This is a genomic window from Alteromonas sp. S015, assembly GCF_036864485.1.
Taxonomy (GTDB): domain Bacteria; phylum Pseudomonadota; class Gammaproteobacteria; order Enterobacterales; family Alteromonadaceae; genus Alteromonas.
On sequence record NZ_JAZETO010000001.1, the window covers coordinates 582,453 to 606,823 of the forward strand.

24 protein-coding genes and 9 tRNA genes are annotated in these 24,371 nt (G+C 44.5%); 13 read left to right on the forward strand and 20 right to left on the reverse strand.

Annotated features, from left to right (window positions below; translation table 11 throughout):
• The first annotated feature begins 4 nt into the window (after positions 1 to 4).
• Both V7R42_RS02480 and V7R42_RS02485 read left to right on the forward strand, forming a co-directional pair.
• Positions 5 to 187, forward strand: coding sequence for a hypothetical protein (locus V7R42_RS02480; RefSeq protein ID WP_334018657.1), 183 nt, complete (start codon positions 5 to 7; stop codon positions 185 to 187).
• 330 nt (positions 188 to 517) lie between these two features.
• Positions 518 to 1,492: a transposase gene (locus V7R42_RS02485; protein WP_334018658.1), complete on the forward strand. Its 975-nt coding sequence runs from the start codon at positions 518 to 520 to the stop codon at positions 1,490 to 1,492.
• 29 nt (positions 1,493 to 1,521) lie between these two features.
• Here the strand turns inward: V7R42_RS02485 and dusC are convergent, their stop codons facing one another.
• The 10 genes from dusC to gltX form a co-directional block, all read right to left on the reverse strand.
• Positions 1,522 to 2,460 (reverse strand): tRNA dihydrouridine(16) synthase DusC, encoded by a 939-nt coding sequence (gene dusC, locus V7R42_RS02490; protein ID WP_334018659.1) that lies wholly within the window; start codon positions 2,458 to 2,460, stop codon positions 1,522 to 1,524.
• Positions 2,461 to 2,744: 284 nt separating this feature from the next.
• Positions 2,745 to 2,933, reverse strand: a complete 189-nt coding sequence (locus tag V7R42_RS02495) for a DUF1289 domain-containing protein (protein ID WP_334018660.1) — start codon at positions 2,931 to 2,933, stop codon at positions 2,745 to 2,747.
• Entirely contained in the window at positions 2,930 to 3,151 is a 222-nt protein-coding gene (locus tag V7R42_RS02500) for a hypothetical protein (RefSeq protein WP_334018661.1), read from the reverse strand. The genes V7R42_RS02495 and V7R42_RS02500 overlap by 4 nt, the downstream gene beginning before the upstream one ends.
• 58 nt (positions 3,152 to 3,209) lie before the next feature.
• Complete coding sequence (locus V7R42_RS02505; RefSeq protein ID WP_334018662.1) at positions 3,210 to 4,115, reverse strand: M14 family metallopeptidase; 906 nt, start codon at positions 4,113 to 4,115, stop codon at positions 3,210 to 3,212.
• A gap of 399 nt (positions 4,116 to 4,514) precedes the next feature.
• Positions 4,515 to 4,590 (reverse strand) — tRNA-Glu (locus V7R42_RS02510).
• Positions 4,591 to 4,747: 157 nt separating this feature from the next.
• Positions 4,748 to 4,823, reverse strand: a tRNA-Glu gene (locus V7R42_RS02515).
• 157 nt (positions 4,824 to 4,980) lie between these two features.
• Positions 4,981 to 5,056 (reverse strand) — tRNA-Glu (locus V7R42_RS02520).
• Positions 5,057 to 5,209: 153 nt separating this feature from the next.
• Positions 5,210 to 5,285 (reverse strand) — tRNA-Glu (locus V7R42_RS02525).
• Positions 5,286 to 5,431: 146 nt separating this feature from the next.
• Positions 5,432 to 5,507, reverse strand: a tRNA-Ala gene (locus tag V7R42_RS02530).
• A gap of 85 nt (positions 5,508 to 5,592) precedes the next feature.
• The gene (gene gltX, locus V7R42_RS02535; RefSeq protein WP_014948924.1) at positions 5,593 to 7,002 is read right to left on the reverse strand and encodes a glutamate--tRNA ligase; all 1,410 of its coding nucleotides are present in this window, start codon (positions 7,000 to 7,002) and stop codon (positions 5,593 to 5,595) included.
• A gap of 546 nt (positions 7,003 to 7,548) precedes the next feature.
• Between gltX and V7R42_RS02540 the strand changes: the two genes are divergently transcribed.
• The 5 genes from V7R42_RS02540 to V7R42_RS02560 all read left to right on the forward strand — a co-directional run bounded on the left by V7R42_RS02540 (position 7,549) and on the right by V7R42_RS02560 (position 9,823).
• Positions 7,549 to 7,624: transfer RNA gene (locus tag V7R42_RS02540), tRNA-Val, on the forward strand.
• A gap of 37 nt (positions 7,625 to 7,661) precedes the next feature.
• Positions 7,662 to 7,737: transfer RNA gene (locus tag V7R42_RS02545), tRNA-Val, on the forward strand.
• A gap of 37 nt (positions 7,738 to 7,774) precedes the next feature.
• A tRNA-Val gene (locus V7R42_RS02550) sits at positions 7,775 to 7,850 on the forward strand.
• Between the two features lie 37 nt (positions 7,851 to 7,887).
• A tRNA-Val gene (locus V7R42_RS02555) sits at positions 7,888 to 7,963 on the forward strand.
• A gap of 237 nt (positions 7,964 to 8,200) precedes the next feature.
• Positions 8,201 to 9,823, forward strand: coding sequence for a response regulator (locus V7R42_RS02560; RefSeq protein WP_334018664.1), 1,623 nt, complete (start codon positions 8,201 to 8,203; stop codon positions 9,821 to 9,823).
• Between the two features lie 40 nt (positions 9,824 to 9,863).
• Here V7R42_RS02560 and V7R42_RS02565 read toward each other — a convergent pair whose 3' ends face one another.
• Both V7R42_RS02565 and moaA read right to left on the reverse strand, forming a co-directional pair.
• On the reverse strand, positions 9,864 to 10,391 hold the full coding sequence (locus V7R42_RS02565) for a GNAT family N-acetyltransferase (protein WP_334018665.1): 528 nt from the start codon (positions 10,389 to 10,391) through the stop codon (positions 9,864 to 9,866).
• A 128-nt stretch (positions 10,392 to 10,519) separates the two neighbouring features.
• Positions 10,520 to 11,488, reverse strand: coding sequence for a GTP 3',8-cyclase MoaA (gene moaA / locus V7R42_RS02570; protein ID WP_334018667.1), 969 nt, complete (start codon positions 11,486 to 11,488; stop codon positions 10,520 to 10,522).
• Positions 11,489 to 11,810: 322 nt separating this feature from the next.
• Here moaA and V7R42_RS02575 point away from each other — a divergent pair, with 322 nt between their 5' ends.
• From V7R42_RS02575 to V7R42_RS02595, 5 genes are all read left to right on the forward strand, one after another.
• On the forward strand, positions 11,811 to 13,631 hold the full coding sequence (locus V7R42_RS02575; protein ID WP_334018668.1) for an ABCB family ABC transporter ATP-binding protein/permease: 1,821 nt from the start codon (positions 11,811 to 11,813) through the stop codon (positions 13,629 to 13,631).
• Entirely contained in the window at positions 13,632 to 13,847 is a 216-nt protein-coding gene (locus V7R42_RS02580) for a DUF3820 family protein (protein ID WP_334018669.1), read from the forward strand.
• A gap of 62 nt (positions 13,848 to 13,909) precedes the next feature.
• The gene (locus tag V7R42_RS02585) at positions 13,910 to 14,233 is read left to right on the forward strand and encodes a hypothetical protein (RefSeq protein ID WP_334018670.1); all 324 of its coding nucleotides are present in this window, start codon (positions 13,910 to 13,912) and stop codon (positions 14,231 to 14,233) included.
• 180 nt (positions 14,234 to 14,413) lie between these two features.
• On the forward strand, positions 14,414 to 14,587 hold the full coding sequence (locus V7R42_RS02590) for a hypothetical protein (RefSeq protein WP_334018671.1): 174 nt from the start codon (positions 14,414 to 14,416) through the stop codon (positions 14,585 to 14,587).
• A 44-nt stretch (positions 14,588 to 14,631) separates the two neighbouring features.
• Positions 14,632 to 15,012, forward strand: a complete 381-nt coding sequence (locus tag V7R42_RS02595) for a hypothetical protein (RefSeq protein WP_334018673.1) — start codon at positions 14,632 to 14,634, stop codon at positions 15,010 to 15,012.
• A 160-nt stretch (positions 15,013 to 15,172) separates the two neighbouring features.
• Here V7R42_RS02595 and V7R42_RS02600 read toward each other — a convergent pair whose 3' ends face one another.
• From V7R42_RS02600 to V7R42_RS02615, 4 genes are all read right to left on the reverse strand, one after another.
• Positions 15,173 to 16,516 carry a class II 3-deoxy-7-phosphoheptulonate synthase gene (locus tag V7R42_RS02600; protein ID WP_334018674.1) on the reverse strand — a complete coding sequence of 448 codons (1,344 nt, stop codon included), beginning with the start codon at positions 16,514 to 16,516 and terminating at the stop codon, positions 15,173 to 15,175.
• Between the two features lie 179 nt (positions 16,517 to 16,695).
• Positions 16,696 to 17,631 carry an ABC transporter ATP-binding protein gene (locus tag V7R42_RS02605; protein WP_334018675.1) on the reverse strand — a complete coding sequence of 312 codons (936 nt, stop codon included), beginning with the start codon at positions 17,629 to 17,631 and terminating at the stop codon, positions 16,696 to 16,698.
• Between the two features lie 15 nt (positions 17,632 to 17,646).
• Positions 17,647 to 18,594: a FecCD family ABC transporter permease gene (locus V7R42_RS02610; RefSeq protein ID WP_334018944.1), complete on the reverse strand. Its 948-nt coding sequence runs from the start codon at positions 18,592 to 18,594 to the stop codon at positions 17,647 to 17,649.
• An 86-nt stretch (positions 18,595 to 18,680) separates the two neighbouring features.
• The gene (locus V7R42_RS02615; RefSeq protein ID WP_334018676.1) at positions 18,681 to 19,157 is read right to left on the reverse strand and encodes a low molecular weight protein-tyrosine-phosphatase; all 477 of its coding nucleotides are present in this window, start codon (positions 19,155 to 19,157) and stop codon (positions 18,681 to 18,683) included.
• 93 nt (positions 19,158 to 19,250) lie between these two features.
• On the opposite strand from V7R42_RS02615, the gene pepE reads away from it, so the two are divergent.
• Positions 19,251 to 19,973 carry a dipeptidase PepE gene (gene pepE, locus V7R42_RS02620; RefSeq protein WP_334018677.1) on the forward strand — a complete coding sequence of 241 codons (723 nt, stop codon included), beginning with the start codon at positions 19,251 to 19,253 and terminating at the stop codon, positions 19,971 to 19,973.
• Here the strand turns inward: pepE and bioD are convergent.
• From bioD to bioB, 4 genes are read right to left on the reverse strand one after another with little or no spacing between them, the layout of a single operon-like run.
• Positions 19,944 to 20,714: a dethiobiotin synthase gene (gene bioD, locus V7R42_RS02625; protein WP_334018678.1), complete on the reverse strand. Its 771-nt coding sequence runs from the start codon at positions 20,712 to 20,714 to the stop codon at positions 19,944 to 19,946. The genes pepE and bioD overlap by 30 nt on opposite strands.
• Positions 20,711 to 21,793: a methyltransferase domain-containing protein gene (locus tag V7R42_RS02630; RefSeq protein WP_334018679.1), complete on the reverse strand. Its 1,083-nt coding sequence runs from the start codon at positions 21,791 to 21,793 to the stop codon at positions 20,711 to 20,713. The genes bioD and V7R42_RS02630 overlap by 4 nt, the downstream gene beginning before the upstream one ends.
• A 2-nt stretch (positions 21,794 to 21,795) precedes the next feature.
• Positions 21,796 to 23,157: an aminotransferase class I/II-fold pyridoxal phosphate-dependent enzyme gene (locus V7R42_RS02635; RefSeq protein ID WP_334018680.1), complete on the reverse strand. Its 1,362-nt coding sequence runs from the start codon at positions 23,155 to 23,157 to the stop codon at positions 21,796 to 21,798.
• A complete protein-coding gene (gene bioB / locus V7R42_RS02640) occupies positions 23,157 to 24,281 on the reverse strand; it encodes a biotin synthase BioB (RefSeq protein WP_049585902.1) in 1,125 nt (374 codons plus the stop codon). The genes V7R42_RS02635 and bioB overlap by 1 nt, the downstream gene beginning before the upstream one ends.
• Positions 24,282 to 24,371: the final 90 nt, after the last annotated feature.

Consider the following 24,371-nt stretch of genomic DNA (forward strand, 5'->3'; position numbering starts at 1 on the left):
GTTTATGGACGTTTCTTCTGTCAATTCGTCACCCGTTTCCACTGTTTTAGAGTCGCCACAGCGACCTACTCAACAGGTTGAGCCGCGTAATGTGCAAGAAAGTCGTGAGACTCAGCCCCAAGGCACACAACAGACTTCAAATTCTAACGATGGGCGTGTGGGCTCTAGGGTTGATGTGTTCGTATAACTTGCCCTTTAAATTAAATTGTTAGGGACAGACACTCGTTGGTACTTTTGCTTAGTCCTCTAGCTAGTAGAGGCGTTTTTGCAATAAGGAAATTAGAAAGGACAGACACCCGGTGAATAAGGTTGTCTGTCCTTTTTCTTTTGGGTCAAATTGACCTAACGATTGACGTCTATCCGTTATGAAATTCGAGTGTCTGTCCACGATTGCCAGTTCTGAGATTTGATCGAAGAGCACTCATGAAAAATAACCGTCCCTAAAACTGTCCCAAAGACCACTTAAAATTGACGCCGTAAATCTCATAATGCTAATAAATAACTATGGGATACGGATATGCCTTTACCTCGTTACAAACAGATAAACACCGATGTCACGCCTTATTACCACTGTATTTCTCGCTGCGTAAGGCAATCTTACCTTTGTGGTCGCGACGCTCACACTGGTATTAACTACGAGCATAGAAGGAAGTGGATTCAAGACAGGCTCCATAAGCTATCGCAGGCTTTTGCTATCGACTTGTGCGCATACGCTGTTATGTACAATCACATTCATGTGGTATTGCATATAGCAAAAGGCAGAGCTGAAGGCTGGACAATGGATGAGGTCTTGCTTCGGTGGAGAATGTTTTATAAATGCCCACCTGTAGTGCAGCGATATTTAGAAAATTTTGATTCTGTAACGTTAGATGAGCTAGCAGAATTAAAATCACTATCTGTTATATATCGAGAGCGACTTCAAAGCATTAGCTGGTTTATGCGTATGCTCAATGAATACATTGCTCGAAGAGCAAATAAAGAGGATGAATGTAAAGGCTATTTCTGGGAAAGAAGGTTCAAGTCACAAGCTATACTCGATGAGAAAGCACTGGCCAGTGTAATGGCTTACGTCGATTTAAATCCCATTCGAGCAAAAATAGCAACGACGCTAGGCAACTCTCACCATACTAGTATCCAATATCGCTTGAATGCCAAACGCTCGAATAAAACCCCTAAGTTTTTGATGCCCTTTAGCGATAGTCACTACAAGAACACCGTGCCGTTGCCCTTCGCATTCAGTGATTATTTGCAGCTTATCACTGATACACTAAACGCGGAGCGCAATAACGATACCTGTATAACCCCAAAGCTTCCTAACCGCTTGCTAAGTAAGCTTGGAATGACAAAAGAGAACTGGCAGCTAGTAACCAGTAATTTTGAAACACTTTTTACTGGGCCAGTCGGTTGCCCAGAGATGATGGAGAATTTCGCCAGATGCTGCGAAAGAACATGTCGTCCAAACGTTGCAAATGCTCAAAGGTATTTGTCGTAAACCTCTAACTCCATTGCAAAAGTACTTTGCTAAATATCGGCTTGGCGTGCAAGTACATCAACAATGTCCTGAGATTTTGTAAGGCGCCTTATGTCGTTGAACAGAACTTCAGCTTCAGGGTATTGTCTTTTCAGATACCCGCACCATTGCTTAATTCGGTTGGGGTAATATTTGCCCTTGTCACCAAAAATTTCGTAGCCAGAGTACTGACTCAGCAAAGCAGCCAGTTCAGACCATGGCATAGGTGCTACGCCCTCTTTAATACTCAGCGCCAAATTAGGCATTGCCAATGCACCTCGTCCAATCATCAGGTTGGTACACTCTGATTGGCTTTGACAACGATTAGCGTCTTCAGCGTTCCAAATTTCACCATTTGCGACAAGGGGAATACTGGTATGTTGTTTAATCTTAGCTATCCAGTCCCAATAAGCCGGTGGTTTATACCCTTCGGTTTTAGTTCGTGCATGAACAACGAGCTCAGACGCGCCCGCTTCAGTGATAGCTATAGCATTGTCTATAGCTAAAGATTTATCCTCGAAACCCAATCTTATTTTGGCTGACACTGGGATTTCTGCTGGAACCGCATCCCTTACAGCTTTTACAATATCGTAAAGGGTTTGGGTCTCTTTCAACAACACCGCCCCCCCCTTACTCTTATTAACTGTTTTGGCAGGGCAACCAAAGTTTAGGTCAACACCTGGAGAGCCCAGCTCTATCGCTGTTTGTGCATTCTCTGCAAGCCACTGTGGATGTTGCCCTAGTAATTGAACTCGGACAGGAACGCCTGACGGAGTTTTGCCGCCATTGTGAAGCTCAGGACATAGTCTATAAAATGTTTTCTTTGGTAATTTTTGATCGACCACTCTCACAAATTCAGTAACACACTGATCGAAACCACCTACGCGAGTAAGCATATCTCTCATTAAGTGATCAACAACGCCCTCCATAGGGGCAAGCATTACTTTCATTGCAAACATCTCAGTTTAATAGAACATAAAATCGGCGCGGGAGTTTAGCAAAAAGCATTTATATCAGCCAGGCTTTGATGCTTAGTTTTTCAACTTCTGTGGCTGTCTATTTAAGGTGTATTTGAGGTGATTTTAAGTTGCAGCTGTTTCAATTTAGTTAGTGTCTGTCCGCTGAACACTTTAATTCATGTGGGAATGATGCTGGCTTCTAATTTTGTACGAATGGAGAAAGCTTGTGTGTCTGTCCGTTTATAGAGAAATCTTGATAGAAATCCGCATTTAGCCTATTTACGAAGCTGTGACTGGGTAGCGGCTTCCTTTTCTAAATTTTCAAGGCGAACCAATACTGCCTTTTTTTGATTATCTGTGTATGTCCGCCAATTTATAATTTCTTCAATCGTACGTTTACACCCCATGCAAATGTCTTCTTCGGTCAATTTGCATAAGGCTACACATGGAGATATTAAATTCATAATGCTTCTGTGTTATCTAAATCGTCTTTTTTACTTTGTGCTCGTGACGCAGCAATGGCGGCCATTGTAGTTTCAGATAGCTCTTTGTTGGACCACAAACAAACGTGACAACCATAGCGTGATTTAAGATATGAAGAAAACTCAGTGTCTGTCCCACATTCATATCTCACTAAGTTTTGTTTTTTGCCGTCATAGATAACCGCAGAATAAGTAAACACAAAAGCCTCCTAAAAAAGAGGCTTAAATATACATCTAGACGTCTAAACGTTCAAGCGTCTATTTCAAATAATCGAGTGCTGCGCAAATTGCGGCCACTTGAGCGGCATTACAGTTTTCAGGTGTCGCATTATCGCTATCTGGATAGACTTCTGTGGTTGTGACGTATTTAGCATCTGTCATCCCTCCACAAAGATATAACGCCTTTTTGTCATAGCAAATTACACCTTCACTCACCACGTCTGCACCTATAATCTTTCCGTTTTCATCGGCCGGTGCGATATGCGTTACTTTTTTCACAGCATCAATAACGGCTTTTTGAAACTCTATTTGAGGGCTTGGAGTGTTAGCAACCGTATAGAAACCATCTGGAATGTTCCAGTTATCATGGGTCACCCCATCCCGCGCAGCCAGTGCTGGCCTAAACTCACTATTGTCCGTGTCTGTCGTTTCATGTAAATCAATATGGAGTGTTAGAGGTAACGCTAAATCCGACACCAATTTCATAAGCTGAGCAGACTCAGGGGCTGGCGAGCCTTTGTAAAATGAGCGATTTGGATCTAACGCCAACGGGTTCCATCGATTTATCGTTTCATACCCCCAAGGACTTACACATGGAACAACTACTATGTTTAGTTGCTCAGCGTACTGAGACAATTTTGTTTCGATAAACTGGAGAGCTCCCTGCACGCCACTGGTTTCATAGCCGTGAACTCCACCTGTAACGAGTGCAGACGGCTTATTAGCATCAAAACTCTTGGGAATTACAGCGTATAGTGGGTAGCGAGCTGTGTCATAAGGAAGTGCACCGTACTCCTTTAAATCAAAACCTTCAGGAATAATTTTGAAAAGTTTTTTGAGTACTTCTTCTTGATAACTTCTTTCCACATTCTGCCGTGCTTTCCATTGGGCTTTTTCTCCTTCGCCCCATGGCTTACCTGAAGTTCCAATTGGATAATTCTGCATATAACACCTCTTTTGTATTTTGGAGATCATAACAGTTCAACAAGCTTACGTATCTACCCCACTAAAGATTCCTTAATGGTTGTGACATAAGTTCTTTACGCATTAAATCTTTGAAATAGTGTTTTCTCGTTTGTGTTGACTTCCCTTTGAAAATAATGGCTAATTCCGACCAAAAGGATTGGAGTAATACTCGGTGCGTTAGTGGTTGGCTAAGGAGAGAAGAATGTTTGTCCACCGTAGCTTTCTTCGTGCAGCTTTAACTTTATTTGCTTAAAGGTTCAAGTAAGGGAAGTGTCTGTCCACAACGGATTGCTTGGGGCGTAAATGAACGGAGTGTCTGTCCACTAAGTTTTAAGGGCAGATACAAAAAAACCAGCCGGATGGCTGGTTTTTTCGATATGGCGTCCCCTAGGGGATTCGAACCCCTGTTACCGCCGTGAAAGGGCGGTGTCCTAGGCCTCTAGACGAAGGGGACTGAAAATCTATTTTCGAAAGCTTCGCTTTCGATATTTTCAGTAAGGCGAAGTTAGCCAGCGAACTGAGCGACCCTTCCCTACCGAAATTTTCAGTCAGAAGTTGAAAGATCAACTCCAGCCTATTTCACAGTTTTAATCGACTGTGACGCGATAATATGGCGTCCCCTAGGGGATTCGAACCCCTGTTACCGCCGTGAAAGGGCGGTGTCCTAGGCCTCTAGACGAAGGGGACTGAAAATCTATTTTCGAAAGCTTCGCTTTCGATATTTTCAGTAAGGCGAAGTTAGCCAGCGAACTGAGCGCCTCTTCCCTACCAAAATTTTCAGTCAGAAGTTGAAAGATCAACTCCAGCCTATTTCACAGTTTTAATCGACTGCGACGCGATAAAATGGCGTCCCCTAGGGGATTCGAACCCCTGTTACCGCCGTGAAAGGGCGGTGTCCTAGGCCTCTAGACGAAGGGGACAGAAACTTTGTTCAGTGAAGCTAAGCTTCACTAAATTCCTGTAAGGCAAGATGTGCTCTGCGAATTGAGCGACCTTATCCTTACTGAAATTTCCATCCGGAGTTAAAAACTCCAGCCTATTTCACAGTTTTAATCGACTGTGACGCGATAATATGGCGTCCCCTAGGGGATTCGAACCCCTGTTACCGCCGTGAAAGGGCGGTGTCCTAGGCCTCTAGACGAAGGGGACAGAAACTTTGTTCAGTGAAGCTAAGCTTCACTAGATTTCTGTAAGGTGAGGTTAGCTCTGCGAACCGAGCGACCTTATTCTTACTGAAATTTCTATCCGAAGTTTACTAAACTTCAGCCTATATCAAACCACATCTCAATGTGACTTGGTGGAGCCAGGCGGGATCGAACCGCCGACCTCCTGCATGCCATGCAGGCGCTCTCCCAGCTGAGCTATGGCCCCATCATGGTACCAGTCATTTTGTGTGACTGTTCCGTGACAGCGGGGCGCATTCTAGGCATCCCCCCCTGTCATGTCAACGCTTTTTTTATGAATTTTCTCTGTTTGCTATAAAAGTAAGCGCTTTGTCGATTCTCTCGCCAATTTTCTCTTTTGAGATAAGATTCAACGTGATATCTAACGACGGTGAATTACCACCACCTGTCACAGCTACACGCAGCGGCATACCTACTTTCCCCATGCCCACTTCCAATTCTTCGGCTGTACTATTTATAGCAGCCTGAATATTTTCTGGGTTCCACTCTTCAATTGCCATTAATTTATCTTTAGCAAGCTCTAATGGGCCGCGAGCGACTGGACGAAGGTGTTTTTTTGCTGCGTTCGCATCAAAATCTTCATAGTCTTGATAAAAGTATGTAGAAATTTCAGCTAACTCTTTTAGCGTTTTTACTCTATCGGCCTGAATAGCAATTATAGATTCAAGCGCTGGGCCTGTCGTTAAATCAACATTCAACTCTTCAAAGTGCCATTTAGCGTGTGATGCAACTTCACTTGCTGGTAATGTCTTAATGTAGTGTTGATTCAACCAGATTAGCTTTTCTGTGTTAAATGCCGATGCAGATTGCCCAATGGCATCTAAGCTGAATTTCTCAATCATTTCATCAACTGAGAAAATTTCTTGGTCGCCGTGAGACCACCCCAACCTAACAAGGTAATTAAGCACAGCTTGCGGTAGGAAACCATCATCGCGATATTGCATCACGCTTACTGCGCCATGACGCTTAGATAACTTCTTGCCGTCATCACCCAAAATCATAGAAACGTGAGCATATTCTGGAACAGGTGCACCAAGCGCTTCAAGAATATTGATTTGACGTGGCGTGTTATTAATATGGTCTTCACCACGAACTACGTGAGTAATACCCATATCCCAATCATCAACAACTACACAGAAGTTATATGTAGGGGTACCGTCAGAGCGCTGAATAATAAGATCGTCTAACTCAGTATTGCTAATCTCGATTTTTCCACGCACGTGATCATTAATTACCACTTTGCCTTCTAGAGGGTTTTTGAAGCGGATAACAAAAGGCTGACCTTCTGGGTGATCCGTTCTGTCTCTCCACGTACCGGGGTAGCGAGGCTTCTCACCACGTTCTTTTTGCGCTTCACGAATCGCATCTAACTCTTCAGAGCTCATAAAGCATTTATACGCTTTACCTTCATCCAAAAGCTGCTGAATAAGTTCTTTATATCTATCGAAACGCTCAGTCTGATAAATTGGCCCCGTGTCCCACGTTAAACCTAACCATTGCATTCCGTCTAAAATGGCCTGCTTGGCTTCTTCAGTTGAACGTTCGATATCTGTATCTTCTATTCGAAGAACAAACTCGCCGCCTTTGCTTTTAGCAAGAAGCCAAGAATAAAGCGCAGTTCGTGCGCCGCCAACGTGAAGATAGCCTGTTGGGCTGGGTGCAAATCGTGTAACAACCGACATGGTCACTCTCTATTGTTAATGTATTTCTAAAGTTGGGCGCATTCTACCAGTGTAAGCGCCACTTCAAAAGTAAGTTAAGAATAGAACAATGTAAAAGAGTCGAAGAAAGTGGACAGTCACTTATCGTTAAAGCTTATTCCTTCAATATCCATTCTCACTGCGATGGACACACACTTAGATAAATCTATAATCAACTTTTCGAGTAACTGTAGGGGTCAACACTTTCTCTTCTTGCACTCTCTCTAATTCTGTCGCTGCATGAGTGACTGTCCACTTCCAACCGACTCCACTCTCTCTAATTCAGTCGCTACATAAGTGACTGTCCACTTCCAACCGACTCGAAGAAACTCACCGAGCAGTTTTTGGTTGTACAAGAATTCAAAACGACATTAAAAAACGCTGTTCTTTTCATCAATTTAGTTAAGATGCAGCCAGAGTGTCTAAAATTCGGGCACACAGTCATTTTTCTTTAATTTTATTGTTGACACTAACTGAACCGACTCTATAATACCGCCCCACTTGCTTAGGCAAGCTTTAAAGAAATACGGACGCTTAGCTCAGTTGGGAGAGCATCGCCCTTACAAGGCGAGGGTCACTGGTTCAAGCCCAGTAGCGTCCACCACTTCTTCACAGTGGGTAAACAGTGAAATCAAAAATACGGACGCTTAGCTCAGTTGGGAGAGCATCGCCCTTACAAGGCGAGGGTCACTGGTTCAAGCCCAGTAGCGTCCACCACTTCCTCACAGTGGGTAAATAGTGAAATCAAAAATACGGACGCTTAGCTCAGTTGGGAGAGCATCGCCCTTACAAGGCGAGGGTCACTGGTTCAAGCCCAGTAGCGTCCACCACTTCCTCACAGTGGGTAAACAGTGAAATCAAAAATACGGACGCTTAGCTCAGTTGGGAGAGCATCGCCCTTACAAGGCGAGGGTCACTGGTTCAAGCCCAGTAGCGTCCACCACTTCCTCACTATATCAATCTCCAGAAACACAACAATCTAACTTTATTCAAATCGTTGTCTTGTTGAAGCATTTGGCAATTCCTCCGCCAAAGCCACTAATTATTCTCAAAAACTAGTACTTAAATTCAGGTACGGAAAGCAGTCATTGTGCGACAATCTCCATAAAGTACTATACTTAAGGCGTACTTTCCATGGTAATGTAAATGAGAACTTTCATGTTTCAGAGGCTACTAATTAATGAAACTACACTTAGCTAGCGATACTAAGCTGTTAATTGCTGAAGATCAGGTGCTGGCAAAGAGCCATATGCACTACGCACTTCAGCAGTTAGGTTTCAAGAACATGAACTATGTTGATAGACCCTCTCAAGCCCTTTCAGCACTGCAAGAACATGATTATGACGCCATTATTTGCTCTTACAATTTGCGCTCTGAACAAGGCGGTTATTTTTTACTTGAGCAACTAAACGAAACTCACTTGCTACCTCTTACCAGTGCATTCATCTTCACCAGTGCGGATACCTCATCGGAAGTCGTTCATGCAATCGTAGAGTTACAGCCGGATGAATTTATCGCTAAGCCCTTTTCAGTTAACGAATTAGACAGGCGACTTTCCAGAGTTTTATCTAGGAAAAAGGCACTAAAGAATATTTATTCATTTATGGATAAAGGGGACTACGAAAAAGCCCTGGCCGAGGTTGAGTTTTTTTTGTTACAGCCTGAGCATGCGGAACATTTTCCGCTTGCAATGAAGATTAAAGGCGATTTATTGATTATCACCGCAAGATATCAAGAAGCTATTGCATTCTTTAAATCGATAATTAACGTTCAAGATTTTAGCTGGGCTAAAATGGGAATCGCAAAAAGTCTGCTGGCACTGAATGAGTTAGACGATGCCGAGCGGGAAATAATTCAGTTAGCTATGCGACCTGACTCTGCGCTTGAAGCCTACGATTTACTCACCAAACTGCAAATAAAGCAGTCAGCTTTTGACGAGGCGCTGGAGTGTATATCGCTGGCATGCAATATCTCACCTCAAAATATTGCTAGACACAAGATAGCAATAAATTTGGCGCGGCTCACTCACGACTACGAAAGTCAGTTCAACAGCGCTAGAAAAGTGGTGCGCTACGCGAAGGACTCCATCCACGACAAGCCAGATATCTATTTAACTGCGGCAAGAGCAGGTGTTGATTTTGCCATGACATCTGAGCCTGAGTACGTAAACAGCATAGTTAAACAAACTAACGAGTATTTGCGGCAATTGAAAAAAACTCACCCCAAATCGGCGTTAAACGATGAACTGACAGTTATTGACGCGCGTCTTCACTATTTAAAAGACGACACCGCAAAAGCACAGATGCTGTTGTCAGATTTTCACGCAGATCATGCCCAACACCATTCCACAGAAGCACTGCTTGATAGAGCCAAAGCGCTTCATGAAGTGGGAATGACAAAGGAGTCCATTGCAATTTTGGACACCATTTCATCAAGGCCGGATGAAGAGCACGATGAATTAAATCTCATGGCCACCTACCTAAAACAAGAGAAAGAAGAAAGAGAAGCGATTACGCTCAGTCCTAAAGTGCTTAACAACGCCGCCGTTGCACAGTATAGACAAGGTAATTTAGAGCAGTCTTACACAACATTTGCGCAAGCGTACCGCGTTATGCCAAAGAACCCATCTATTGCGCTTAACTACCTTCAAGCGATAGTGAGAGCCAGAAAAATTAACGCACCTATGCTTCCCGACACCCTTTCGGCCATCAAACAATGCAGAGAAACGCTTGAATCTGTGACCTTGTCTGAAGATCAGTATTCACGCTACGAGAACATAAAGAACATCTTGAGGAGCGAGTGACTGATATAATCAGTCACTCATTTTCGTTTACCATAGACTCTTAGTTAGAATAGACCACCACGGTCTCGTGATAGAGTTTGTCTTTATATTCAAGCTCGTGGCTGAACGTCATTCCCAGCTTTTTCATAATATTGATAGACGCACTATTTTGCGGATTAGCAATAGCAGAGAATTTTTCAACACCAATATCATAAAGCGCTTCTTTAACAGCCTCTGCAGCCTCTGTTGCGTAGCCCTTGCCCCACGTATGGCGCTTAAAACGCCACCCTAGTTCCATGTTGTCACTTTCGGGGTGTTGAGTAAAAAAGCCAAAAGGGCGAACTAAAATCCAACCAATGCTTTCTTTTTCAGCTAATGTTTCCACACGCCACAATCCCCACCCTAGAGCCGGATTAGAATAGGCTTGAAAACGAGGAACAAAGATTTCCCGAATATCTTCTTTAGAAGACTTCTTGCCACCGTTGATATATTTCATGACAAGCTCGTCTTGGTCGAGCTCCCACAAAAAGTCTGCGTCTTGTTCGGTGATATAATGGTAGGAAAGACGCGCACTGTCCTTGATATGCATATACTTCCTTTGTCGTTATTATTTTTAATGTACTTACACCGCAGAATATAGCTCATTTTTACAACAAACCAAACTTCTTCGGTGTTTTTATTTTGCGCTACATTTTCCTTTAACGTAGAGCCAATCTACTAACCTCCCAGCATGGCTAGGTGCTTGGTTGCCCCTGTCTTACCTTCATGTAAATAGTGCGTTTCGTGTTTTTGACCCAGCACTTCTTGTAAAAAAGTAACCACTTCATTCACATTTCCATCAGCAAGAAGATGTCTCATATCTATCCCATTTTCGCTAAACAAACATAGGTGCAGCTTGCCTGGGGCAGAAACACGTAGTCGATTACAGGTTTTACAAAAATCTTTACTGTAAGGCATGATCAAACCAATCTTGCCTGCATAATCTGGATGGTAAAACTCTTGCGCTGGCCCAGCATCTTTCCTACGCAATAAGGGCTGCCAGCCCATTTCTAACAACGTACTTTTAAGCGGTGTACCGCTTTGATGTTGTTTATTGAAAAACTGATTTAAGTTGCCAGTCTCCATTAATTCTATAAATCGGAGCGTTACTGGCATGTCTTTTAGCCAAGCAAGGAATCTATGTAAACGGCTATCAGAAAAATCGTTGAGTAAGACAGAGTTCACTTTTACGTCTAAGCCCGCATCAATCGCGGCATCTAATCCTCGAAGTACAGCTTTAAGCTTGTCTTGCCCTGTTATAGCGGCAAACTGGCGAGGATCTAAACTGTCAATACTTACGTTTACTTGGTCTAATCCTGCTTCTTTCCATTGGTGCGCAAACTTTTCCATTCGCGCTCCATGTGTTGTCATCGCTACACGTTTGATACCAGGCGTATTGCTTGTTAGCTGTAAAATATCAAGAAAGTCTCTTCGCAGCGTTGGTTCACCACCTGTTAGGCGCACTTTCGACGTACCTAGTTTAGCGAACGCTTTCAGCAAGGTATCAATTTCGTTTAGCGTCATAAACTGATCGCTTGTTGGGCCTTCATACCCGTCAGGCAAACAGTACTGACAACGAAAGTTGCACGCTTCGGTCACTGACAAACGCAAATAATGAAACTGTCTACCGAAACTATCTTCTAACAAACTAACTCCTTAATCCTCTGCTGCTTTGTAATTCAATGCGCGGCTTTCTTAACCAAACAAAAACCAGAACATCATTGATGTAAATGACAAGGTAACTAAATTAAACTACCTTTAGTGTACGCGTGGTGACACTAAAATTAAACACATTCATCGCTATAAATAAGACCATTTTAATCTCGTTCCTATTTCAAAACGTATTTCAAAAGGTGACAATAATCATCGCTAAGTAAGTTTGCTTAATTCCTTCTAAAGGGTTTCGCCAAATTTTTTCAAACCTTCACGCTCTTAGTACTATAAATCAAACAATTAAGCACACTGTAAAATGAGAAAAAACCGTTTTCCTACCAATGTCGATGAACCTGTTAAGTGGCAGGTTCTCTCGCAGCTTTGGCCTTATCTCCTAGAGTTCAAACACCGTGTATTTCTTGCTCTACTATGCCTGGTAGCAGCGAAGCTTGCCAGTATCGGTCTTCCCTATGTGTTGAAGTACACTGTTGATAGCCTAAACGGCGATGTAACCAGGCTGGCAATAGCGGTCCCTATCAGCCTGATCGTTGCCTACGGAACACTGCGTTTACTGAATGTTTTACTCGGCGAAGTACGCGATACGTTATTTGGTCGGGTTACAGAGCGTGCCATGCGCCGCCTTGGACTAAAAGTCTTCAAACATTTGCACAACTTAGACTTGGGATTTCATTTAAATCGACGCACAGGCGGGTTATCACGAGATATAGAGCGCGGTACCAACGGCGTGAGTTTCCTCATGCGTTTTATGGTGTTTAATATTGTCCCGACCCTATTAGAGATCGCTCTTGTTGTAGGCTTACTCTTGATTCAGTTTGGCGTATCTTTCGCGTTAATTATTTTACTTAGCGTGGTGGCTTACATTGGCTTTTCAATGAAAGCGACGGACTGGCGCACGCGCTTTGTTACTCAGATGAATGAAGCTGACTCGACCACCAATTCCCGGGCAGTAGACAGCCTGCTAAATTTTGAAACCGTTAAATACTTTAACAACGAATCGTTTGAAGCCAATCGCTACGATACGGATTTAGCGGCATGGGAAAAAGCGCGAAGAAAAAACCGCTTGTCGCTATTTGCATTGAATGGCGGCCAAGCTGCCATTATCGCTATCGCCATGACATCTATGATGGCAAACGCCGCCTTTGGCGTTATGAATGGCGAGATGACCATTGGTGACTTTGTATTGATAAACGCGTTCACCATGCAAATTTTTATGCCCTTAAATTTCTTGGGGTTTGTGTACCGTGAAATTCGAGGAAGCCTTGCGAATATCGATAAACTGTTTGACCTTCTCGCCCAAACTCCGGCCATAAGAGATGCCAACGACGCCACAGAATTAATCTGTGCTAACCCCGCACTGCGATTTAACAATGTTCATTTTGCATACACTGAAAATAGACAAATACTTAATGGCTTGAGCTTTGAGGTGCCGCCTGGCGCTAAGGTTGCGGTAGTGGGTGAAAGTGGCGCGGGCAAATCAACGCTAATGAAACTGCTATTTCGTTTTTATGAGCCCCAACAGGGCGACATCACTGTAGATGGAAAGGATATTACGTCGGTCACCCAACAGAGTCTGCGCTCACACATAGGCATCGTGCCTCAAGATACAGTGCTGTTTAACACTACCTTATTGGAGAACATTCGCTACGGCAATCCTAATGCAAGTAAGGAAGAGATAGAGCATGTTATTAAGCTCGCCCATTTAGACGCATTTGTAGAAAGCCTGCCTGATAAGCTAGAAACTACTGTCGGCGAACGTGGACTTAAACTTTCAGGTGGCGAAAAGCAGCGCGTATCTATCGCAAGGGCCTTACTTAAAGGCGCGCCAATCATGATTTTTGATGAAGCCACCAGCTCGTTAGACAGCACATCAGAACGTGCAATATTAGCGGCCCTTCGCGACGCTGCTAAGGGACATACCAGTTTAGTCATCGCCCATAGACTGTCCACTATTGTTGATGCCGACAAGATTCTTGTACTTAAAAACGGTACCATTGTAGAGGAAGGGACACACACTTATTTGCTTGAGCAAGGTGGTGAATACGCAGCACTGTGGCAAGCACAACAGCGTGAAGATGAAGACCTCAACGAAAATTCCAAGACAAAAGGTAATCAGTAAATGGACCCAACGCTTATCAAAGCCGCTATTAACCAAGTGATGCCCTTTGGCAAATACGCTGGAAAACGCCTATTTCATTTGCCCGAGCCCTATTTAGTCTGGTTTCACAAGCAAGGCTTTCCAAAAAACAAGCTTGGTGAACAGCTCGCTTTAATGTACGAAATTAAGCTGAACGGCTTAGAGTCTGTTGTAGAGCCTCTATTGAACGACGACTAGCCATTATGATCGGGCACTGCGCCCCATTATTAAAAGAGTAAACGCTAACTACACGAAGATTTATGTTTGCAAGACCCAGAAAGCAACGTCGAAGTGACGTAAACGAACACATCAAAAAAATACACAACGCCATTGCCGATAAACTGATGCTGCACCCAGAACTATTCGAAGAAGTCGAAAAAACACTAGAAACGCGTTATCACAACAAGATGATGCGCTACGGAAGCTACCTGCTTTGGAAAGGAATTATTGAGGCTCGTCATCAACCAGACCTATTTAAGGCGCTTCTTTTGGCTGACGACGAGCGCACAGCTAATTTAAGAAGAGAAACCATCTTCGTCGGTATTTTAAGTGAAGATGAACGAGCCGCCATTTTTGCAGGTTAACCAGTTGCTAGCTTAGCTTCTTGGTATTTGGCGCGGCTTATTCGAGGGCTGGCAATAAAATAAAAACTAGCCTTGGATACAGTAGGTTTATCCCTTCCCCACTGATAAGTTTCACTTGCGACGATATATAACGTTGCTTGGAAATTTAACCGAATAGAGCGATATATAAGGAATGTAATAATGAAAGAACTCACTAATCATGAAGTAAAGCACGTAAGCGGTGGGAACTACCTAATTGGTGTGGAGTTTGGAATATTAGGTTCGTACGTGTATGACAGCATTGGTGGGAAGCAAGGGGTCGACAACTATGTTGAAAATAGTGTTGCCTCAGCCAGGTCGAGCATAAAATATTGAAGCAGACGTTTCCTTAGTAAGTTTTGATAAACGTGCTCGTTTCCATGCTTAGCCAGTATGTGAAGTCCAAAGCGATTGGTAAATGGCATTTTACTGTCGTTTACTATGGCGGTCTCGCACTATGTTGCTACTTTACCTATCTACATATGATAGGGCTAAGAACTGACAATGGTAGTTTGATACTCAACGCTGCACCCAACTTTTTGGCGGTTCCCATAACCTGTTCTTTTGCTTTCGCTGTAACGAATGATAATAAAAAACTCACCGCGCTCTTTTGCGCGTTAGGCGTTATAGGATATGAGTTTATGCAGCTTGGAATGGAAGAGCGAACATTTGATAGCTTGGATGTTTTGTTTTCGGTGTTCGGCTATCAGTTTATGCTGTTATCTATTACTGTTGAGAGAAAAATCACATCAAGAGTTTAAAGAGTAAAAATTTTGAAGGGTATAGCGCTAACAAATGGCTTTTGTATAAAACGAAAAAACGACATCTCAATGATGTCGTTTTTTCAAACTGCTACTGTGAACATGGCTGCTATAAGCATTACGCATTACGCATTACGCATTACGCATTACGCATTACGCATTACGCATTACGCAAATGATCAGCCACCAAGAATGCCATTTCAAGCACTTGGTCTGCATTTAAGCGCGGATCGCATTGCGTTTTGTAGGCCTGCGCTAAGTCTTCGTCGCTAATTTCATAAGCACCGCCAGTACACTCCGTCACATGCTGGCCAGTCATTTCAAGGTGAATACCACCAGCGTGAGTACCTTCTGCTTCGTGAGCTTGGAAGAACTGCTTGATTTCTTTCAAAATCGCATCGAAGTTACGGGTTTTATAGCCGCTAGACGCCGAGAACGTGTTGCCATGCATCGGATCAGAGCTCCATACAACGTGTCTGCCTTCAGCTTTCACTTTTCGCAACAAGCGTGGCAAGTTATCAGCTAGATTATCGGCGCCCATGCGCGTTATAAGAGTTAAGCGACCAGGGTCGTTTAGCGGGTTAAGTGCATCGATTAAACGAATTAGCTCGTCTTCCTGCATGCTTGGCCCTACTTTCACACCAATTGGGTTATGAATGCCTCGGAAAAACTCAACGTGCGCATGGTCAAGTTGGCGGGTACGTTCGCCAATCCACACCATGTGAGCCGAACAGTCGTAAGGCTTACCGGTAAGGGTATCGATACGTGTTAGCGCCTGCTCGTAGTTCAACAGCAATGCTTCATGCGATGTAAACAGCGAGGTCTCGTGAAGCGTAGAACTGGTTTGCGCGTTAATGCCAATAACATCCATAAACTCAAGGGTGTCTTGAATACGGTTAGCCATATCCGAATAACGATCTTTAAGCGGGTTGTTTTCAACGAACGCCATGTTCCAGCGGTTAACTTCATGAAGGTCGGCCAAACCGCCTTGCGCAAACGCACGAAGAAGGTTCAACGTTGACGCACTACGATGATACGCTTCTAGCAAACGATCAGGGTCTGGTTGGCGCGCCGCTTCGGTGAATTCAAAGTTATTGATGATATCGCCGCGATAGCTTGGCAACGTCACGCCATCGCGAGTTTCGAAATCTGATGAACGTGGCTTGGCATACTGGCCCGCCATACGGGCAACCTTGGTTACCGGGCAGCGACCAGCAAAGGTAAGCACGATTGCCATTTGAAGAATAACTTTAAAGGTATCGCGAATTTTAGGGGCATTAAATTCGTCAAATGATTCAGCGCAGTCACCGCCTTGTAAAAGAAAACCTTTACCCAAGCTGACTTCACCTAACTGGCGTCTAAGCTCACGGGCTTCAGCAGCAAATACAAGCGGCGGGTAAGAACTCAATGTTTGCTCTACTTCTTTTAAACGTACTTTGTCGTCGTACTCTGGTTGCTGAAGAATAGGTTTATTTCTCCAACTGTCTACTTGCCAATTACTCAACGGTGTTCTCCTGAATAAAAAAACGTAGGGCAAACGTTTTACTGAAAATATTTGTTGAAGCTAGACGCTTCGAATTAAAAGACTGTAACGCGCTTAACAGTATGTATGTAGCGCTTTTTTCTAATCAGTCTAATGTGAAAATATGAATCTAAAAAAATGCATGGAGCACTTTACCACAATTATTCTAGGGAAATAGGTGCGCAAACTTGAATTTCTAGAAAGTTATCGTGCTTGCTTATAGCAAAATGGCATTCAAACACCTTCTCAAGGTTTGTTTGCGTGGCTACCTCTTTTGGCTTGCCGTACGCCACCATGTGGCCTTTTTGCATAAGCCATAAACTATCGCAATAGTTAGCACTAAGCGCGATATCATGAGACGTCATTAGCAGAGTGTTGCCTTTGTAACAAAGGAATTTTACTAAATTAGCCAGTGCATATTGATGCCTTATATCAAGCCCTTGCAGAGGCTCATCTAAAAACGCTATGCCCTCCCCACGCTCTAGTTGTGGCCAAATTTGCAAAAGCGAACGACAAATTTCTACGCGCTGACGCTCACCGCCAGAAAGCTGAGTGAGAATTTTGTTTAAGAAACCCGACACTTCGAGGGCTTTTTCTAAAACAGGAGGAATTAGTTCATCTTGCTGCGCTGGTGCATAAAAGCTTAGGTACTCTTTTACCGACAACTGAAAACCACTTTCGCTTTGTTGCGCTAGTAAGGTGCGCACACTCGCAAGTGTTGCCAGCGACCAATCGTTCATTGGTTTACCTCGCAGCATGACGGTGCCCTCGTCAGCTTCAATAAGGCCCGCAAAGGCAAGCAATAGCGTTGATTTCCCTGCCCCATTTGGCCCTATAATGTGAATGCACTCGCCTTTTTTTGCACGCAAACCTTCCACCCAAAGTCGCGATGCCACTTTTACATTCTGTAAGCTTAAAACGGTATGACTATCTGCTAGTTTATGGCTATTTGCCGAGCTATTGCTATCAGCAACGTCATCTTTAACGCTAACGTTTTGCTTTAGGTTAGTACTTATGCAGTCTTGCTCACTAGCATTAATTTGGTCATTGCAGCCAGAATCAGGGCGTTGCTGGGTTCTAAAATTATTTGTCGTCATTTCATTCCCCCTCCACTACTCTTTTATTTGACCTTTAGCTAATGCCCAAATTAATAATGGACCGCCTAACGTAGCCGTTACCATAGACACCGGAAGCGTAATGGCACGGGTCATTTCAGAGCTTAACGCAACCAGCGTCAACAGACTTGCACCACTTAACGCACTTAACGGCAACAAATAGCGATTATTATGCCCAATGATCAAACGTAAGATATGTGGAACCAATAAGCCAACAAAAGCAATAGAGCCTGCCATAGACACCGCAGTACCTACAGCAATAGCGCAAACAATGAGTGAGCGCTCGGTAAGTTTTTCTACATCCACACCACTACTTTTTGCAGCAAGTTCACCAGCGTAAAGCTTGTTTAGGTCGCCAGCGAAATAAAGCTGGAATGCGACAGCAGAGGCGATTAGTGGGCCGCCCACCGATAAAATTAACCAGTCAGTTTGATACAAGCTGCCCATTAACCAGAAAGTAAGGTTACGAAGAGCATTAGCGTCGCTGAACATGTAAAGCCAAGCGATGACAGCGCCGCTAAGGGTAGATATGGCAATACCTGCCAGAATAACAGCGGTAGAGGAGCCCAGCAGTTTTCTTGCTAAGCGGTAGATGATAAATGTAGATAACAACGCACCGATAAAACATCCCAAAGGCAGCAAATAGTGCAGGTACGCTGTTGCCCAATGTGGGGTTAGCAGTAGCAAAAGCGCAGCAACCAAGCTTGCGCCACTCGTAATGCCAATAATTCCCGGATCTGCCAAAGGATTTCGCAGCACGACTTGCAAGGTAGCGCCACTTGCAGACAGTGCCGCCCCCACTAAACATGCAGTAAGAATAAGCGGTATTTGAAGCTGAACGATAATATGCTGTTTTAGTTCAGCGGCCGTATGGGAAAGCCCTGTCACGCCAACAATACCTACCACACCTATGACGAGTGACAAGAGTATTGTTACTACAACCAGAGTGACGGCGGTGCGTTTAGTTCCTGTTTTTCTCAATATGGGTTCTCAACGTGGCTCTCGATACGGTTTATCAATATGGCTTGCGCTTACAATTGTTGGGTTTGCTTAATGTGCGCAATCAAACCGTCCGACGCGTCTTCGATAAGATCTAACACCAGCTCAAAGCCGCGCTTGCCGCCATAATATGGGTCAGGTACTTCCTTATCTTCTGCGTTTGCAAAATCAAGAAACAGCTTAATTTTATCGTGGTACTGGCTTGGCGACATACCGTGCAAATTAGCTAGATTGCTGTTATCCATGGCAAGAATGAAATCAAATCGTTCAAAATCGCTTTCATCCACACGTCGGCATTTCAGTCCTTTGAAACTGTAACCTCGCTCTACGCCAGAGGCTTGCGAACGTTTATCAGGCGGGTTGCCAATGTGATAGCCGTGGGTTCCCGCCGAGTCGATTTCTATATTTAATCCGGCTTGTGCAGCCTTGTGTTTGAACACGGCTTCTGCGGTTGGAGAACGACAAATATTACCCAAACACACGAACAACACCGATGTAGATTGTTTCATTCAAAATCCTATTTCAACGCAGTGACGGAGCGTGACTAAACTTTATGCCTAGTTTCACGTATGATACGCCGTCAGAAAAATTGTGGAGTTAGTATGACCGCACATGTACTTATGCTAAGTAGCTCACGCCAAGGCGACGAGGCTTACTTGGAGCACGCTAGAGCACTTATTTTTGCACACTTAGGCGAAATTCGCGACCTTCTATTTGTTCCCTATGCCGCCGTAACTCAAACGTACGATAGCTATGTAGACGCCGTTGCTACCGCCCTGCCAGAGTGCAATATTACTGGGCTACATACCGTTGAAGATCCGGTTGCCGCTATAAATAACGCAAAGAAAAACGGCCAAGCTATTGTTGTTGGCGGTGGAAACACCTTTCACCTGCTTTCCGCCCTTTACGCAAACGCGCTTATTGTGCCAATTAAACACGCCATCGCCGATTGTACTCCTTATATTGGCTGGAGTGCGGGTTCGAATATATGTGGTCAAACAATTAGAACCACCAACGACATGCCCATTATCGAGCCGCCAAGTTTTGATGCGCTAGATATCGTACCGTTTCAGTTAAACCCGCATTACACCGATTATCAGCCTCCGGGCCATAATGGCGAAACCCGCGACCAACGTTTGGCAGAGTTCACCACGCTAAACCCAACCACGCCAGTAGTTGCTATTCGCGAAGGCACAGCGCTGCGCCTTACTAAAAAGCAACTAAGTTTAGTTGGTGAAAAAGACGGCTTTATCTTTCTAGATGAAGAAAAAACGCCAATTCATTCAGGTGATGATTTAACTTATTTGCTTGATAGCGGCGAATAGCGCCTCATCGTTAGGCGCTACCTGGTAGGGAATTGCTGCCAGCAGCGGCTCGGGTAACATGGCCTTAAGAGAGTGCAGATTTTCTTGGTATCGCGTCATGTTACCCGTGATGTCGTTCGCAACCCACCCTTTGATGGTCAATCCATCAGCACGAATTGCTTCTGCGGTTAATAACGCATGATTCAAGCAACCTAGTCGCATGCCTACAACTAAAATCACATCCATTTTGAGTGTTTTCACGACATCAGAAAGATAGTAAGTGGGCGTATACTCATCACCTACCGTTAGCGGTAAACGCCATCCACCTGCACCTTCCATTAACAGAAGATCTGGTTGATAGGCGTGCAGTTCGTCAAGCCCTTTTGCAATCTCGTCAAACGTTAACGCAACACCTTCTTCAAGGGCAGCAATATGTGGTGCAATAGCCGGCTTTAGTGCAATTGGGTTAACTTGATGCAAAGGAAGTATCTGTCCACTTTCTTCGTTGTTTTCATTTGCGCTTTTTAGCTCGTTATTGTCTGTAATTTTAATGGCTTTGTTTGCGCGTATTTTGGAGCACGCTTTCTGAATATTTAGCGCATCTTCGTTAACCCACTCGCCGTTTATCTGTTCGCATCCGGCTGCAATAGGCTTGTAGCCGATGGCGCTTAACGAGGCTTTTTGAGCAGCTTGTAGTAGTTGGCAGGTAACATAGGTTTTACCTACTTCGGTGTCGGTACCGGTAATGAAATACTGCTTCATCGTTTTTCCAATCTAAAATGACTTACGCGGTAGGTAAGCGGTAACTTACTTTCTACACCGCTCATATTGCTGTAAGCCATGGCTAATTTTTTAATATCTCGACGGGTGAGCGGCGGTTGTTGTCTGCCGGTCTCTCCTGCCCCAACTCCCTTCACAGAGCGCAATAGCGACATAATATCGTGGTGAGTATCGACATAATCTTTAGTAATCACCCGTTGCAAAGAGAGGCTCGACTGCTTAAAGCCATTTACCCATTGTGCAGTTGTTGGCATATAAGTTTCGGCCTGTGGAAGCTGCGCTACTTTTCGCGCCGTTTTAAGTTCACTAAATGAACCTGCTACCATGATAGCCAGCTCGGCAATACCACCTTTTTTAAGCACTCGCGCTATCTCATTAGCAACAAGATTAGTATCGCTAACCCACTGAAGCGCCATAGATGAAAATACGGTTGAAAATTGGCTATCAGAGAAAGGCAAATCTACAGCACTACCTTCTACGAAAATGGGGTCAGAGTACATTTTGCTGGCCTGAACCAACATGCCCTCGGCAATGTCTACGCCAGTTGCAGCTGCACCTTTATTTGCAAGGGTTTGGGTATGAATGCCAGTACCACAGCCGATATCAAGAGCCTTACCCTGTAAGGCTATAGGTAAGTTCTTTATTGCCTGCTTGGCAATAATGCGCTGAACACTCGCAATACTGTTGTACTGCGCAGCCGCTTTTGAAAAGCGATGTGCCACGTCCTGCTCGTTAATTGCTGAAGCAGTATCATTGCGTTCAGCTTTTGCAGCGCCTTTAGTTGTTATAGAGCCTTCAGCTGTAATATAGCCCTCAGTCTTAGCGTTTTTCTCAGCATTCAAATGTGCCGCAGCTTTGGAAGAGCAATCAGAAGGGTAAGCAGTTTTAACTGTGAGAGTCCCTTCAGCGTTGGTCGCACTTTTAAAATCGAGAGGTGCCTCGGACGAAAAAGCCCCGTTTGCCTTAAAAGCCGCCTGCGCCGCGTCACGCGACAGCTTACCGTCGAAGAGACTTCTCGATTCTGCCGACATAGCAGCTTTTATAGCGGGACTTAGTGACATCGTTACATCTCTTTTTTACTTACAGAGTCAGGAGTATTCACAGCGCTGTCTGATTCTTTTTCTACTGAAGTCTCACTTAACAGAAAGTTATTAAGTGAAAGCTCTAGGGCATCAAGCAATACGTCAATATCTTGTGATGTATGATTTGACGTAAGCGTTATACGCAGCCTGTCTTGGTTTTTCGGTACAGTAGGCTGCCTGATAGCCGTTGCCCAGATACCGCGCTGCTTTAGCCCCTCACTTAGTGCAACTGCACGTTCTGGGCTACCAACAATAATGGGCTGGATCGCGCTTTGCGACTGCCCCAAAGTGATTTCAATTGATGCATCGCCTTTCTCGCTTGTATTAAGTGTCTGTCCAAAGCGCTTTTGAAACGAGTCTCTGAAATAGGCGATATTGTTATGCAGCGTTTCGCGGCGGGCAGTATCACTGGCGATATGTGTAAGAGAGTACAACGTCGCGACCGCTTGTGCTGGTGGCATGGCAGTGGAATACACATAATGTTTAGAAAAATTCACCAGATAATCAATTAGGGTTTGGCTTCCTGCAATAAAGGCGCCGGCGGTGCCCACTGCTTTGCCAAATGTTCCCATAACAATAGACACTTGTTGCTGGCTTAAGTTTAGTGCTTCTGCTGTGCCGAAGCCGTTTTCACCCAATACACCCATACCGTGTGCATCGTCTAACATGAACCATGCATTATATTTAGCGGCCAGTTCAGCGATGCCTTCGCAAGGCGCTACGTCACCGTCCATACTAAACACACCTTCACTGGCAATCAGAATGTCTTGCTGGTTTGCATCAGAATTACCAACCGCATCGGATAACTGGCTGTGACAAACGTTTGATAGCATGCTCTCTAAATGACTTAGATCGTTATGCTTGAAACGGCGAAGCTTGGCGCTATCAGATACACATTGCGCACCCTCTAAAAACGAAGCATGCATGAGCTTATCAGCAATGATGTGCCCTGCACTCGCGCTTTTATTGGAATGAGACATGTGAGGAAAAAGTGCCATGCACAGTGCCTGATTGGCGGCAAAGCCAGAGTTAAACAACAGCGCAGCTTCTCGGTTTAACCCATCGGCAATGTAGGCTTCTAGCGCCAAATGAGCCTGTGTGTGTCCAGTTACCAAAGGCGACGCACCGCTGCCACCACCAAACTGCGCTAGCCCCTCAACCCAACTTTGCAATACTCCCTCATGCTGGCGCATGCCTAGGTAGTCATTGCTTGAAAAGTTAAGATAGTGCTCACCGTTAATACAAATAATGCTGTCTTTTTCGTATTGTTGGCAGTGGCGCTGGCGCAGCAAGCCCTGCTCGGCACGCGCGCTCAGCGAATCGTCTAACCAGTGAAAGGCCATTACGCCTCCGTTAAATGCTGTTTCTTTGGCGCTACCTTAGGCTTGGTTGCATCAATAAACAAGTCGTTACTGTCGTCGCCTTGTTCTTGTTGCTGGGCAATCTCTTCCTCTAACACTTGTTGATGTGCTTCGTCTGAGTAATCCCTAGTACGTTCAGTGTTAATACCAAGCTTTTTGAACAACATTACGTCTTCGTGGGTATCTGGATTTGACGTGGTTAACAGCTTGCAGCCATAGAAAATAGAATTCGCGCCTGCCATAAAACAAAGGGCCTGCATTTGTTCGTTCATGGCTTCGCGGCCTGCCGACAAGCGCACATGTGACTTAGGCATCATGATACGAGCAACGGCAATAGTGCGGATAAACTCAAAATAGTCCAAGTCTTCTACGCTATCGAGTGGCGTACCTTTTACTTTAACCAACATGTTAATAGGCACACTTTGAGGCTGCTCAGGAAGGTTAGCTAATTGCACCAACATACTAGCGCGATCGCTCACCGTTTCTCCCATGCCCACAATTCCCCCAGAGCAAACGTTCATACCTGCCGCACGCACGTTCTCTAATGTATTCAGTCGGTCCTGATAAGTACGGGTCGTGATTATATCACCGTAGTATTCCGGTGAGGTATCCAGGTTGTGATTATAATAATCAAGGCCCGCTTGCTTTAAGGCCACTGCTTGATCACGGGTTAGCATACCCAGCGTCATACAGGTTTCCAGCCCTAGGCTTTTCACCTCTTCAACCATTTTTAAAATGTAAGGCATGTCTCTGTCGCGTGGGTTTCGCCAAGCGGCCCCCATACAAAAACGGGTTGAGCCCACTTGCTTTGCTTCTTTCGCACGCTGGATAACCTTTTCAATTTCTAGCAGGCGCTCTTTCTCTAGGCCCGTATCATACCGAGCACTTTGCGGGCAGTACTTACAGTCTTCAGGACAAGCACCGGTTTTAATCGACAAAAGCGTGCTAACCTGCACTTCATTCGGATTAAAATGCTGCCTATGCACCACTTGGGCATTAAACAGTAAATCGTTAAATGGCATGGCAAACAAAGCTTCGACTTCGGCTTTGGTCCAATCGTTTCGAATAGTTGTCGTTTGCGCAGAAGGCGCACTAGCCAGCGTCATTGACTGTCCTTTACTAATTATTATTGCTGGCTTAGTCTATGCCCCAATATCGAGTTGTCAACTCTGACCAATTTAAAATCTTTACTGACG